Annotated in this window: 10 protein-coding genes; 5 read left to right on the top strand and 5 right to left on the bottom strand. The window is 42.0% G+C overall.

What is annotated here, in order from left to right; all coding sequences use genetic code 11:
- Nucleotides 1-35 precede the first annotated feature (35 nt).
- The 4 genes from ACGHVY_RS01390 to ACGHVY_RS01375 all read left to right on the top strand — a co-directional run bounded on the left by ACGHVY_RS01390 (nt 36) and on the right by ACGHVY_RS01375 (nt 6,987).
- On the top strand, nt 36-1,448 hold the full coding sequence (locus ACGHVY_RS01390) for a Gfo/Idh/MocA family protein (RefSeq protein ID WP_390596607.1): 1,413 nt from the start codon (nt 36-38) through the stop codon (nt 1,446-1,448).
- 117 nt (nt 1,449-1,565) lie between these two features.
- A complete protein-coding gene (locus ACGHVY_RS01385) occupies nt 1,566-2,456 on the top strand; it encodes a YitT family protein (protein WP_022140453.1) in 891 nt (296 codons plus the stop codon).
- Between the two features lie 71 nt (nt 2,457-2,527).
- Nucleotides 2,528-5,869, top strand: a complete 3,342-nt coding sequence (locus tag ACGHVY_RS01380) for a glycoside hydrolase family 2 TIM barrel-domain containing protein (RefSeq protein WP_390596602.1) — start codon at nt 2,528-2,530, stop codon at nt 5,867-5,869.
- A 29-nt stretch (nt 5,870-5,898) separates the two neighbouring features.
- Nucleotides 5,899-6,987, top strand: coding sequence for a phosphotransferase enzyme family protein (locus ACGHVY_RS01375; RefSeq protein ID WP_390596599.1), 1,089 nt, complete (start codon nt 5,899-5,901; stop codon nt 6,985-6,987).
- A gap of 25 nt (nt 6,988-7,012) precedes the next feature.
- Here the strand turns inward: ACGHVY_RS01375 and ACGHVY_RS01370 are convergent, their stop codons facing one another.
- The 5 genes from ACGHVY_RS01370 to ACGHVY_RS01350 form a co-directional block, all read right to left on the bottom strand.
- The gene (locus ACGHVY_RS01370; RefSeq protein WP_390596597.1) at nt 7,013-7,663 is read right to left on the bottom strand and encodes a DUF3256 family protein; all 651 of its coding nucleotides are present in this window, start codon (nt 7,661-7,663) and stop codon (nt 7,013-7,015) included.
- Nucleotides 7,664-7,670: 7 nt separating this feature from the next.
- Complete coding sequence (locus tag ACGHVY_RS01365) at nt 7,671-8,570, bottom strand: DMT family transporter (RefSeq protein ID WP_308746150.1); 900 nt, start codon at nt 8,568-8,570, stop codon at nt 7,671-7,673.
- 15 nt (nt 8,571-8,585) lie between these two features.
- A complete protein-coding gene (gene truA, locus ACGHVY_RS01360) occupies nt 8,586-9,347 on the bottom strand; it encodes a tRNA pseudouridine(38-40) synthase TruA (protein WP_390596594.1) in 762 nt (253 codons plus the stop codon).
- A 48-nt stretch (nt 9,348-9,395) separates the two neighbouring features.
- Nucleotides 9,396-13,541 carry a response regulator gene (locus tag ACGHVY_RS01355; RefSeq protein ID WP_390596591.1) on the bottom strand — a complete coding sequence of 1,382 codons (4,146 nt, stop codon included), beginning with the start codon at nt 13,539-13,541 and terminating at the stop codon, nt 9,396-9,398.
- Between the two features lie 249 nt (nt 13,542-13,790).
- Nucleotides 13,791-14,426 (bottom strand): DUF5033 domain-containing protein, encoded by a 636-nt coding sequence (locus ACGHVY_RS01350; RefSeq protein ID WP_390596588.1) that lies wholly within the window; start codon nt 14,424-14,426, stop codon nt 13,791-13,793.
- A 483-nt stretch (nt 14,427-14,909) separates the two neighbouring features.
- On the opposite strand from ACGHVY_RS01350, the gene ACGHVY_RS01345 reads away from it, so the two are divergent.
- Complete coding sequence (locus ACGHVY_RS01345) at nt 14,910-15,479, top strand: DUF3575 domain-containing protein (protein WP_308746920.1); 570 nt, start codon at nt 14,910-14,912, stop codon at nt 15,477-15,479.
- The last annotated feature ends 3 nt before the right edge of the window (nt 15,480-15,482 follow it).

The following is a 15,482-nucleotide window of genomic DNA, read 5'->3' as shown; positions in this document are numbered from 1 at the left end:
AACGACAAATAACCCCCTATTAAAAACATAAAATTATGATGAAAAAGCTATTTACAGTCGCAGCTATCGGCCTTACTTTGTTAACCTGCCATACAAGCTGCACATCTTCGCAAAAAGCTCAAGAAGCTTTTACACCGATCAAAGTAGAAACCCCTGCCCGCCCTGCCGGTCAAGAGGATGTAGTCCAACTTGTTGCTCCCAAAATTGATACCGTACGTGTCGGTTTCATCGGACTGGGAATGCGTGGCCCCAGTGCCGTAGCACGCTGGACACATATTCCGGGAACTAAAATCGTAGCTTTATGCGATCTTGCTCCCGAACGTGTCGAGAAATCACAGGAAATCTTGAAAAATGCAGGATTGCCGGAAGCGGCATCTTACAGCGGTTCGGAAGATGCATGGAAAAAACTCTGTGAGCAGGATGACATTGACCTCGTGTATATCGCAACTGACTGGAAACATCATGCGGAAATGGGCGTGTATGCAATGGAACACGGCAAGCACGTAGCTATCGAAGTGCCTGCAGCCATGACATTGGATGAAATCTGGCAATTAATCAATACGTCTGAAAAGACTCGCAAGCATTGCATGCAGTTGGAAAACTGTGTATATGATTTCTTTGAACTGACTTCTTTGAATATGGCACAGCAAGGTGTTTTCGGTGAAGTACTTCATGTAGAAGGTTCATATATCCACAATTTGGAAGACTTCTGGGGTGCATACTGGAACAACTGGCGTATGGATTACAACCAAAAGCATCGTGGTGACGTATATGCCACTCACGGCATGGGCCCGGCTTGCCAATTACTTGACATCCACCGTGGCGACCGCATGAAAACTTTAGTAGCAATGGATACAAAAGCTGTTAACGGTCCGGCTTATATCAAAAAACAGACAGGAGAAGAAGTAAAAGACTTCCAGAACGGTGACCAGACTTCAACATTGATCCGTACAGAAAACGGTAAGACTATGTTAATTCAGCACAATGTAATGACTCCCCGTCCATACAGCCGTATGTATCAGATTGTGGGTGCCGACGGTTATGCAAGCAAGTATCCGATTGAAGAATATTGTTTAAGACCTTCACAAGTTGACTCTAACGATGTACCTAATCACGAAAATCTGAACGCGCACGGTTCCGTACCTGCTGATGTAAGAAAAGCCTTAATGGATAAATACAAACACCCGATTCACAAAGAATTGGAAGAGACTGCCAAGAAAGTAGGTGGTCACGGTGGTATGGACTTTATCATGGATTATCGTCTGGCATACTGCCTGCAGAATGGTTTGCCATTGGATATGGACGTTTATGACCTTGCAGAATGGTGCTGTATGGCTGAACTTACCCGCCTTTCTATCGAAAATAATTCGGCTCCGGTTGAAGTTCCCGACTTCACCCGCGGCGGATGGAACAAAGTAAAAGGCTACCGTCACGCTTTTGCAAAATAATAAAATAGTATCGTACTTTTTTACACGAACACAGTGAAGCAATCCGGCTTTTGGGGGAAAGCCGGATTATTCATAGGTTCGTGTTCGAACATTTTATAGAACATCATAATCACATTTATGAAAACAGCTATTCCAAGGCCTTCCAAGCAAAGCATTATCCGCGAAGCCAAAGATTATGTAATGATTGCCATTGGCATGATTTTATACGGTATCGGCTGGACAGTTTTCCTGCTTCCTAATGATATCACTACCGGGGGAGTACCGGGTATTGCTTCTATCGTATATTGGGCTACCGGCTTCCCCGTGCAATATACGTATTTTACTATCAACTTCTTCCTGCTGTTACTGGCTCTCAAACTCCTCGGTTTGAAATTCTGCATCAAAACTATTTTTGGAGTATTCACCCTGACCTTTTTTTTATCTGTCATACAGAAATTGGCAGCAGGTATCAGCCTTCTTCACGACCAGCCTTTTATGGCATGCGTTATCGGAGCATCCTTCTGTGGCGGTGGTATCGGGGTGGCCTTTTCGGCTAACGGAAGTACCGGCGGCACTGACATTATCGCGGCCATTATCAACAAATACCGGGATATCACACTAGGGAGAGTTGTATTAATTTGTGATATGATTATTATAGTATCCAGTTATTTTGTCTTAAAAGACTGGGAAAAAGTAGTGTATGGATTTGCAACTCTTTATATTTGTAGTTTCGTACTTGATCAGGTAGTGAATAGCGCCCGACAGTCCGTACAGTTTTTCATTATATCCAATAAATATCAGGAAATAGGAAAACGAATCAATGAATATCCGCACCGGGGAGTTACAATTATCAACGCAACCGGTTTCTATACAGGACGAGAACAGAAAATGATGTTTGTATTGGCCAAGAAGCGGGAATCTACCATTATCTTCCGGCTGATAAAAGACATCGACCCGAAAGCCTTTGTTTCACAAAGTGCCGTCATCGGAGTTTACGGAGAAGGATTTGACCATATTAAAGTGAAATAAAAAAGAATGAGAAACCAATATTGAAAAACATGAAATTTCGATCGTACCCCCTCTTATTAACTAACATTTTTATGGGAATATTTTCCCTGGTAGCAACCAATACCATAGCTGACAATGCGAAAAAGCCTTATTGGCAAGATGTGCAGGTGGTAGCAGTCAACAAAGAGTATCCCCGTTCTTCGTTTATGACATACGACAATCGTAACGATGCCATGAGCGGCAAATTTGAAAGGAGCAAGTACTACCGGCTGTTAAACGGAACATGGAAATTTTACTTCGTAGACTCCTACAAGAATCTTCCCGCAAACATTACTGACCCGAACACCAGTACGGACTCATGGTATGATATTCAAGTACCCGGTAACTGGGAAATACAGGGACATGGAGTAGCTATCTACACCAATCATGGTTACGAGTTCAAGGCTCGTAACCCGCAGCCACCCATCTTACCGGAAGCTAATCCCGTTGGTGTATATCGCCGCGACATCGACATTCCTGCCGATTGGGACGGACGGGATATTTACCTGCACCTGGCAGGAGCCAAATCAGGCGTATATGTATATATTAACGGCAAGGAAGTAGGATATAGCGAAGATTCAAAGAATCCTGCCGAGTTCTTAATCAATCCGTATGTAAAACCGGGCAAGAACGTGCTTACGTTGAAGATTTTCCGTTGGAGCACAGGTTCTTATCTCGAATGTCAGGACTTCTGGCGTATCAGCGGTATTGAACGTGATGTGTTTGTCTATTCACAACCCAAAGCTGCCCTTAAAGACTTCAGAGTAACATCAACCTTGGATGACAGTTACAAGAATGGTATTTTTGACTTGAACGTAGACTTGAGAAACCATAAAAAAGAAGCAGCCAATCTTACATTAGTTTATGAATTATTGGACGCTCAAGGAAAAGTTATCGCTACCGAAGAGAAAACAGTTTATATCCCTATTGATGAAGTACGTACACTCTCTTTCGATAAAAAGCTGGCTGACGTAAATACATGGACATCCGAACATCCGAACCTGTATAAATTATTGATGACAGTAAAAGAGAACGGAAAAGTAAATGAAATTGTTCCTTTCAATGTCGGTTTCCGCCGTATTGAGATTAAGCCGATTGAGCAGAAAGCAGCTAACGGAAAGCCATATGTCTGCTTATTTATCAACGGACAACCATTGAAGTTGAAAGGTGTAAATATCCATGAGCACAATCCGGCAACAGGACACTACGTAACAGAAGAACTGATGCGCCGCGACTTTGAACTAATGAAACAGCACAACTTGAATAGCGTACGTCTCTGTCACTACCCGCAAGACCGCCGTTTCTATGAACTTTGTGACGAATACGGACTTTATGTATATGATGAGGCTAATATTGAAAGCCACGGTATGTATTACGATCTCCGTAAAGGCGGTTCATTAGGTAATAACCCCGAATGGTTGAAACCTCACATGGACCGTACCATAAATATGTTTGAGCGCAACAAGAATTATCCCAGTGTCACTTTCTGGTCATTAGGCAATGAAGCCGGAAACGGGTATAACTTCTACCAAACATATCTGTGGCTGAAAGAAGCGGACAAGAATATTATGGCTCGTCCTGTAAACTATGAACGTGCCCAATGGGAATGGAATACTGATATGTACGTTCCTCAATATCCGGGTGCCGACTGGCTGGAGAATATAGGCAAGAACGGCAGCGACCGCCCGATAGCTCCTTCAGAATATGCACACGCCATGGGTAACTCCACCGGAAACCTGTGGGGACAATGGCAGGCAATCTATAAATATCCGAATCTTCAGGGCGGATATATATGGGACTGGGTGGATCAAGGTATTCTTCAGAAAGATAAGAACGGAAGAGAATACTGGGCTTATGGCGGTGACTTCGGTGTGAATATGCCTAGCGATGGTAACTTCCTTTGCAACGGTCTTGTCAACCCCGACCGTGGTCCGCATCCGGCAATGGCTGAGGTGAAGTATGTACATCAGAATGTAGGGTTTGAAGCGACAGACGCCGCATCCGGCAAATTTAAGATTACCAACCGCTTCTACTTTACAAACCTGAAAAAGTACCAGATTCATTATAATGTCGTTGCTAATGGCAAGAATATAAGAGGTGGAAAAGTATCTTTGGATATTGCTCCGCAAGCATCCAAGGAGTTCACTGTACCAGTAAATGGTCTGAAAGCCCAACCGGGCACTGAATATTTTGTCAACTTCAGTGTGACTACTACTGAACCGGAATCTCTGATTCCTGCCGGATATGAGATTGCATACGATCAGTTCCAACTCCCGATACAGGCAGAAAAAGGAACCTACAAAGTCAGCGGTCCTGCATTGAATACGTCCACACAAGGAGACGAATTAATTGCCTCATCCTCAAAAGTGAATTTTGTATTCAACAAAAAGAGTGGTCTGGTTACTTCTTATAAGGTAGACGGAACGGAATATTTCAAAGATGGATTTGGTATTCAGCCTAACTTCTGGCGTGCTCCTAATGACAATGATTATGGTAACGGCGCTCCCAAACGCTTACAAGTATGGAAGCAATCGAGCAAGAATTTCCATGTGACAGATGCCAGCATGACTACGGAGAATAAGGTTGTTTCATTGAAAGTGACTTATTTATTGGCAGCCGGCAATCTGTATGTCGTAACTTATAAGATTTATCCGAGCGGAGTGGTGAATGTAAATGCTAAATTTACCTCGACAAATATGCAAGCTGCCGAAACTGAAGTTTCCGAAGCCACACGCATGGCTACCTTTACCCCCGGAAGTGATGCTGCCCGCAAGGCTGCTTCCAAACTGGAAGTTCCCCGTATCGGTGTGCGTTTCCGCCTGCCTGCCCGAATGAATAATGTGCAATATTTCGGTCGTGGCCCGGAAGAAAATTATATCGACCGCAATCATGGTACACTTGTAGGAGTATATAAAACAACAGCGGACAAAATGTATTTCAACTATGTTCGCCCGCAAGAAAACGGACATCGTACGGATACTCGCTGGATTGCTTTGTCGCCCGACAAAGGCAACGGACTGGCTATTGTAGCCGACAGTCTTGTCGGATTCAATGCATTGCGTAATTCCATCGAAGACTTCGACTCGGAAGAGGCCCTACCCCACCCTTACCAATGGAATAACTTCAGCCCGGAAGAGGTTGCCAATCATGACGAGAAAGCTGCCCGCAACGTATTGCGGAGAATGCATCACGTCAATGACATCACTCCGAGAGATTTCGTGGAAGTCTGTGTTGACATGAAACAACAAGGAGTCGGGGGGTATGACAGTTGGGGGGCACGGCCGGAACCTTTCTATCAGATTCCCGCCAACCGCGAATACAACTGGGGATTCACGTTGGTTCCTGTTCGTTCAGCCAACCAGGCTAATGAAGCAGCCAAATACGATTATAAATAACCTTATTATAAATTTTAAAGAAAAGACCCATGAAAGATTTATCTAGCATTGTAGCTAAATTCAAAGTCCAAGGCACGGTAGAGGAAATCAAGCCGTTAGGTTCGGGACTTATCAACGACACATACAAAGTTAACACAAAGGAAGCGGATGCTCCCGACTACGTTTTGCAACGCATCAACCATGCTATCTTCCAGAATGTAGAAATGCTTCAATCCAATATTGCTGCTGTCACAGGACATATCCGTAAGAAATTGACAGAAGCGGGAGAGTCGGATATTGACCGTAAAGTCTTGTCTTTCGTTGAAACAGAAGAAGGTAAGACTTATTGGTTTGACGGTGACAACTACTGGCGTGTTATGGTATTCATCCCACGTGCCAAGACTTATGAAACAGTCAATCCAGAATATTCAAACTATGCCGGAGAGGCATTCGGTAACTTCCAGGCTATGCTGGCAGATATTCCGGCGACTTTGGGTGAGACTATTCCCGACTTCCACAATATGGAATTCCGTTTGAAGCAACTGCGCGATGCCGTAGCAGCCAACGCTGCCGGAAGAGTGGCAGAAGTACAATATTTCCTGGATGAGATAGAAAAGAGAGCAGACGAAATGTGCAAGGCAGAACGTTTATATCGGGAAGGCAAACTGCCTAAACGCGTATGCCACTGCGATACGAAAGTGAACAATATGATGTTCGATGAAGATGGTAAAGTTCTCTGTGTGATCGACTTGGATACAGTCATGCCCAGCTTCATATTCTCTGATTACGGTGATTTCCTCCGCACGGGAGCCAACACCGGAGATGAAGATGACAAAGACCTTGACCGCGTGAACTTCAATATGGAAATATTCAAAGCATTTACCAAAGGCTATCTGAAAGGTGCCAAGTCATTCCTGACACCGATTGAAATAGAAAACCTTCCTTATGCCGCCGCTTTATTCCCATATATGCAATGTGTACGCTTCCTTGCCGATTATATCAACGGAGATACTTACTACAAGATAAAATATCCGGAACATAATCTGGTTCGCACCAAAGCACAGTTCAAACTACTTCAAAGCGTAGAAGCACATACACCGGAAATGGTAGCGTTCATCAATGAGTGTTTAAAGAACTAAGAATGAAAGATGAAGAGTGGAGAATTTACCTGGTAAAAGCTCCATTCTTCCAACGATAAACAATAGGACGGCGGAGAAACGGTTTCAGTTTTTCCGCCGTTTCTTTTGACATATAGTCAGGAGTAGTAAATGTAACAGTCAGCTCAGTATTCTCTTTGTTGAAATCAGCTTTCATCAAAAGCATATCTGCCGAACGGCGTGCTTCGTCAAAGACATATACACCTGCCGAATCCGGCGTGTTCAGAAAATCAGCCATTACAGGCAAAGTGATAAACGGAGATTCGATAAGCGGCTTCCAGTCAGTCGTATAAAAACGGATACTACTATCGCAGGCAGGAGCACAAGCGGTAGCGACTGTACAGATAACATTCGTTGTATCATTCAATGCCAGGACTTTCATCTGCCACGTAGCTTGCGGAGACATTTGCATACGGATAAAGTCCTTACCGAGCTCTGTCATTTCCGACTTCTTTCCAAAACGATTTTCTACTTGTGCTTTCATTTTACTTTCAAGGAAATCAACACAGTCGGCACGATTCACTTTAGTCAGCAAGGGACTCAAGGAATCCGGCATATTCACAAACAAAGTTTTGGCTTCTTGTGCCTGAAGAGAGGTCAGGGAAAAGAACCCGACAACAGAAAAGAATATAGCGATAAAAAGTGTATTTATTTTCATATCAATCTTATTTAGTCCCCAAATATAAGAATATCATTCCGATTAACACCAGTATAAGGTCAATCGCTTTACTTTTTAAATTCTTTTCACGGAAGAAAAGAGCTCCGAAAATGAAAGAAACAATGACACTTCCGCGGCGAACCATCGAAACGATAGAAATCATGGAATCATCATAACTCAGTGCATAAAAATAGACAAAGTCCGCTGCCGACAGGAAAATGGAAATCAGAATAATCGTCCAGTCCCAGCGAAACGGAGTGGTGGACTTTCTTTTCGGCCACCAAAGCAGCAACAGAATAGGACACATGATAAAGACCTGATAAACATTATACCAGGACTGCACCAGCATCGGATTCAGTGACTTCATCAGATATTTATCATACAATCCGCTGATAGCACCTGTTACCGCCGCCAATACAATAAAGAATATCCATTTGTTATGTTTGAAATCAATCCCTTCTTTCTTTCCCGAACGGCTCAACATGAAAAAAGAAACGACAGCCAGCATCACACCAATCCATTGATAAAGATTCAGTCGTTCGCCAAACACAAGCATAGCTCCTACAAGTACCATCACCGGCCGGGTGGCATTAATCGGGCCTACGATAGTAATAGGTAAATGCTTCATCCCGAAATAACCGAATATCCATGAGGACAGCACTATGAACGACTTGATAATAATATATTTATGCTGTTCCCACCCCGCAACCGGGACATTGAATATCGTTCCGTCCAATAAATCCGGCTGATATACAGAGAACAGAATAAACGGCAGAAAGATGAGACTGGAAAAGAAAGTGTTTAAAAACAAAACGGGAAGTACCGCATTATCTTTCAGCGATTTCTTTTTGAATACATCATAAAATCCCAGCAAGGTCGCCGAGAGAAATGCTAATAATAACCACATGAGAATATCTACTAATTACAAATTACTAATTTCAAATATATCTTCGGGATATTCGACATTCACCAAAAACAAAGCCTGACCGGGAGCCGACGTTCCGGCCTTACCACGATCCTTCTGTTCTATAATCCGGCGGAAACCTTCAACAGACAGTTTTCCACGCCCCACTTCAATCAATGTTCCCACTATGGCACGCACCATATTCCTCAGAAAACGATCGGCACGAATAGTAAACACCCAAGTAGCATCTTCTTCCTGCGTCCATTCGGCATGAGTTATATGACAAATATTCGTCTTAACATCCGTATGTAATTTGCTGAAACTTGTAAAGTCCGTATATTCAAACAAAGTACGTGCAGCCTCATTCATCCGTTCATAATCCAATGGATTGAAAACACGGCAACGGTATTGCCTGTTAAAAGGATATTTCGCAGTTGTTACATAATACTTGTATGTTCTGGCGGTCGCGTCAAAACGAGCATGCGCATCCGGTCTGACCCGGCAAACCCGATAAACGGAAATATCCGGTGGAAGCAGACGATTCAGCTTATCTGTGACAGAATCCGTATCCAACAGCTCTTCAGATTCAAAATGAGCGACCATCAGAGAAGCATGCACGCCCGCATCTGTCCGTCCCGCCCCTATCACCTCTATTTCACGGCGCAGAAAAGTGGACAATGCTTTCATCAGACACTCCTGCACACTAATCCCATTCGGTTGAATCTGCCAACCGTGATAGTTGGTCCCGTCATAAGCCAAATAAATAAAATACCTTTGCACGCTAATTCCTTCTTTTTAGGGTTTTCGCGTGCAAAAGTAGTCATTTTTTTATTCATATGTAGAAGGAGTTGTGCCAAAAGCATCCACAAAATGTTTGCGGAAAGTCGGTATATCATTATATCCCACCATTTCCGCCACTTCCTGCACAGCATATTGTTTGGTTTTCAACAATACGGCCGCACGGCGCATACGTACTCCCCGGATAAGTTCGATAATGGTATAGTCTGTACTCTGCTTTACTTTCCGATAAAGAGTAGGCTGACTCATATTCATTTCCGATGCTAGTTTCTTCACGCTAAAATCAGCCTCACAGATATTCTCTTCAATAATCTTAATAACAGAATTGATAAACGGATCTTCTTTTTTCACTTCTTCCGCCACCTCTTCCGTTTCGTCATCAATCACGGCTGCATCCGCACCGGGCAGCATAAACAACTTAGCATACATCTGCTTCAATGCCTGACGCCCGTTAATCAGGTTACGCATTTTAGCTATTAATATGCTGGGAGTAAAAGGTTTCAGAATATAATCATCCGCACCCAATTCCAGTCCGTGAATGACATCCTCATCTTCCACCTTTGCAGTCAACATGATAATAGGAATACCACAAGTTTCAAGTCCCTCTTTCAGTTCACGACAACATTCAAACCCATCCTTTACCGGCATCATCACATCACAGAGTATCAGATCGGGAAGTTCCTTTATTGCCATATCAACCCCTTCCTGACCATTGATTGCCATCAATAAGTTGTACTCCTGACTCAACAGTACCTTCAAATACAGCCGAATGTCTTTATGATCCTCTACAATCAATATCGTCTTCTTATTATCAGCAACAATCTGAGACTGTTCCACTTCTCCGACAGCAGACTGTGGTGACACTACAGCTACCGGAGATTCCGGTGTCATCCCGCTATCTGTTGAGACTTCCGGTTCTTCTGCCGGTTCAGGCTTCGGCTCCGTCAGTTCTTCCGGATGAACAAACAAGATATTCGAATCATTATCAAAGACAGATTTATCAATAGGAAGATGCATCGTCACCTTCGTCCCTTTTCCCGGAGAACTTTCGAAAGAGATCATTCCGTGATGAGCTTCAACCATCTGCTGCACGGTAAGAAATCCCAATTGCGTGGTAGACAGTTCATTATCCGACAAATCATCTTCACTCAACTGCTGTTCAAGTGTTTTTACTTCGTCCTTTCCATTATCCGCCACCATCAAGCTAACATAAGTCGTATTATCCCATACCGTTTCGTATACAGAGAAAGAGACGACCCCCGTATAATTTGTATGAGTGAAAGCGTTAGTCAAAAGATTATGGATAATAAATTCTATCTTCTTTTTATCCACACAAAATTCCAGCTCTTTCCTGACCCTTATCTCGCTACGGAAATCTATGGAGTAAGCTTTCAACACCTCGCGAATCTTAAAAAGATTACTATCAATTATCTTTTCTACCGGATAAGAAGCTATTTCCAGTTTTACAGCCATTCCCTCCGGCCGCCCGTAAATAGCCGTCAATTGGTCACAAGCATCCAACATACGGAGCGCATTCCGGTATGCCACTTGCAGAGATGAGTCCTGCCCCTTCAATTTACTTTGCAAATCTTTCAACGGAGCAAAAACCAACAGAAGAGGAGTGCGCAAATCCTGTACAAACAACATGAGCAAACGTCTTCTCATTTCTTCTTTCTCCCGTTTCTGCTCCTGCTTCATTCTTTCCAGATTCAGATTCTCCCGTAATATTATCTCCCGGTCACGACGCAATTGCTTATGTAATTCTTTCTTCTTTATATAAGAATAAATAAACCAGCACAGCAAAATCGTCAACACCGCATATGCCATATAAGCCCACACTGTATAGCACCATTTACTTTTCACCACTACATCTATCTGATACACTTCACCTTCCTTTCCGTCCGGAAATACTAATTTCGTCTGCAAAGTATATTCTCCGGGAAATAATCCGTTGTACCACAAACCTTCCTCAAGAGGTATCATCTTCCAGTCCTCATCCATAGGAAGCAAGCGATAGGCTATTTTACGTTGAGACATTCCGTAACGCAAATCTGATAAATATAAATGAAAATTATTATTCCTGCTGGAAAAGACCAGTTTCTCCTGCTTTTCCGGTGAAGCGGAAAGAACTACCTGACCATTCCGTTCTTCTCCCGCCAGAATCGTTTCTCCATTCACCTCCAGATCTGTCAGCATCACCTGTTTTTTCCTTTTGGTTGCTTTAGCAGCAGACGGGTCAAAGAAAATCAACCCCCATGAATTCGCCCATAGCAGTCGACCATCGTTCAGCCGACATACCGAGTTGCAGTTACCTACCAACAAATAATTATAGAAAGCCGTCTGTCCGTTTCGAACCGTCATAACCCCCACATTATTCCCAGCCCATATACTACCGACATAATCATCGACCATACAGCATATATGCCCATTCGGCAATCCATTCTGCAAAGTATATACAGACTCCACCTTTTCTTGTTCTCTTCCGTCAATACAGACAACGGCATTAAGGTAAGCTGCATAAATCTGATTATAATTATTCACATAAATAGTCTGTACGGCAGCTTCCTCCAATCCATTCTCTTTTTCATAATTTCCTTCCACCTTAATCCGGTCATCTTCTGTCGTAATCCTTTTCAGTCCCTTATTGGTACCAATCCAAATATTACCTTCTTTATCTTCTCGCAGAGCAAATATACTCTTTATCCCGGCAGGCAAATCTGTTTTTTTACATTTGTTACTTTTAGGTTCTACTTGTATCAATCCTTCCGAAGTACCTACCCATAAACGATTCCGTGAATCCTGACAAAAACAGTGAATAGCTGCCTGCATATTTTTTCCTGCGTCCGTCTGCAGTTGAAAAGACTCTATTTTCTCAGTCACGGGATTAATAAAAATAATTTTCCCCTGTTTGTCCCCCAACCAGATATACCCATTCCTACATTTATAGATAGTATAACATCCGGAAAATTCAGATACCTTTGTCCACCGTTCGAACCGTGTATCCATCGAAAGCATCGGTGCAGTACTCTTCATAATACCTCCATCGGACATCGCCAGCCAGACATATCCCTTATCATCTTCAACAATACCGCCTATTCTTGATTCAAAATTCTGTTTTACCCGGCTATATGTACTATTACTGATATCAAATTTTACAATTCCGCCGCCAAAAGTACCTACCCAAAGAATCTGCTGCCTGTCATCCCATAACAAGCTTGTCATCCTGTTTTCAATATCCGGGCGGGTGACTTTGACCTCACCCGTCAACCAAGTTTGTGTAAATGGGCTCTCACACAAATTCTCATTGTCAAAACTTAATTTGAATAATCCGTCCCAAGTTGTCAGATAAAAAGTTTTCTTATCCTTAAAAACCAAATCTGTGACGCGGAAGTTGAAGACTCCCGCCTTATCGGCCTTATTTATTAAAATCACCCGTTCGTTATGTGTCTTAAGATCATAACATATAATATCATTCCACAATCCGCAAATCCACAAATAGCCCTGTTGTAAAAATAGTTTGCTCACGACACTACATTCCTTAATCAAAGAGCCTTTTTTTGAAGCAATATTATAAGACATCACCTTTTTCCCGTCCACAGAAAAATAGAGGTTACCTTTTCCGTCCATACAAAGGTCGGTAATCTTTCCCTTTATTAAAGGTTCCGGATTCAACACACAAAATACGGATTCACCTTTTCTTTCTGTTTTGCGGGAAACGGAAGTTTCATACAATCCCTGTAAAGTAGCCAGATATAATTTTCCGCCATGCCAGCAAAAATCCAGCACCTCATTCAACTTGAAAGGCTTGTCAAAGCTCAATGGCAAAAACGTTTCATTCACATAGTCAAAACAAGTAATTCCACCTTGAAATAATAAAGCATAATACAACCCGTCAGGACCCTCACGCAAAGATTTAACTGTTTGATGAAGAGGCTTCGAAAGAGAATCCATACTCATTATTAAAGGATAGTCACGAAATCGGAATCCGTCATAACGGGTAATACCTTTATCCGTAGAAAGCCAAATAAAGTCATTACTCCCATAGCATATATTATATATAGTGTTATTTCCAGCTTCATTTTTAATGACCATCGGAACCAAATCCCAATGAGTATCTATAGAATACACAGCAATAAATCGGGACAACAGCAATAACAGAAAACAAGCCTTCTTCATATTTTAAGTACATTTTGTTCATGTGATATGTGCGATAAAGGTAGGTAATTATATTAGCAGCGGACTATATATCACTTTTTTTTAGAAATAATTCACAATAAAGCAAAAGCTTGCCAACTTTTTACAAGTTAACAAGCTTTTCATCGCTCTTTTTACATTGTTTGTTCGTCTCGAGTGACGCATATTTGCTGTTTGGTTCCTCTATATTATGTATCTCAATAAATACCTGTTGAAGCTATTTGCATTAAATCATTTATGACAATTAGAAAGAGTGAAGCTGTAAGTTCCATGACCGGCATTAAAATTATAGTTCCCTTTGAAATCTACCGGAACTTTAACCAGGCAATCTTTCTGGTCACTCACACGGAAATAAAGGTGAGTGATAGCCGTAAAGACGTTTCCACCTCCAACAGTTGTTGATAAAGAAGCGCCATATCCTTTCCAACAAAACAAATCGGTAGAAGAAGAATAGGTAGTTCCAATATAATATACCGTATCTTCATCCACATTAAAATTCAACGAAACACACAATGCGAATTCTTCCAGGAAAGCACCCGCCCTCGTACGTGCCTGATATTCGGCAATCATCCTCACGGACTGCCTATCTCCATCTTCCCCAAAATAACCTTCCACATTTTCAGATTTACATTCACGAATTACATTACCGTTCTGACGAAGAGATTCCAATACGCCCTGCATCTCTTCTGCTGTAACAGAAGGGACGTTACCAATATCTGCAACGTTACCTACAGATTCAATACCATATAAAGATTTGATAGACTCAAAGTTTGAAGAGTTATCTTCAAAACGTTCATCTTCGGCACTAGAACATGCTACGAGAGTTAATGCTATAACAGATACGAAAAAGAATTTAATTGCCTTCATACTATTTCCTCCTATTTTTTACAGGTTTGCAAACCCTTACGTTTGCCACCCTTATACATTTCACATCATTTACTGTTTGTTTGTCTCTGTTCCTCAGGAGGGAATCTTAATGTTAGTTTTCCTGTTACCGGTACTTTATCATTTTGCTTGCTGGCACAAACATAGGCGTTTTATTCAATAAGAAAAACTTTTTCTGAGGAGAAATGAATAAATTACCACTCTTTAACGAATGAAACACAGCCCATTCAAGTAATAAAACAAGATATACAAGTATTAAACGACCAATCATATGTAAATCATTCAATAAGAATGATAAAAACACACCCTGTAAACTTCGAATCACTCACCACCTATCAGAACGAAAAAATGCCCTGTACTTATTTATTTTCATCGAGAACTTATCAAAGAAAGATGAATCTACCAATTAACGTCAATTCATATAACACGTATCTTTGCACATCAACAAACAAAACCCATCATGCGATGAAAAAGAAAAGAATTTTATTTTTGTTCATTACCATGTTTGCTTCTACCTTATTATATAGCCAGGTAGTCGGAGTAAAAACCAACATTGTAATGGACGCGATGAAAATCATCAACCTTGGAGCTGAGATCGGCTTAAGTAAGAAATTAACGCTGGATTTGTATGCCAATTATAATCCATGGAAATACAAAGATCAGAAAATGATGAAGATGCTCGCCATTCAGCCTGAACTCCGTTATTGGTTCTGCGACAAGTTCAACGGACATTTTGTGGGATTCCATATTCATGGAGGTGTCTATCAGGCAGCCGCTATCGATATGCCTTGGGGCATTTGGTCTGAACTGACAGACCACCGTTTCAAAGGCAACTTCTTTGGAGCCGGGATTTCTTACGGATACCAATGGATTTTAGGTAAACACTGGAATCTGGAAGGAAATATCGGCGTAGGTTACGCACGCGTCAAGTACGAACAGTACGAGTGTATGACTTGCGGTGCAAAAGTATCGGAAGGACACAAGAACTATGTAGGGCCTACCAAAGCTGCCGTCAGTCTAATTTATTTATTCTAAAAC

The organism is Bacteroides sp. f07 (assembly GCF_042854785.1).
Classification (GTDB): Bacteria; Bacteroidota; Bacteroidia; order Bacteroidales; family Bacteroidaceae; genus Bacteroides.
The sequence above is the reverse complement of the archived record's forward strand: the minus strand, read 5'-3'. Positions and strand labels throughout refer to the sequence as shown.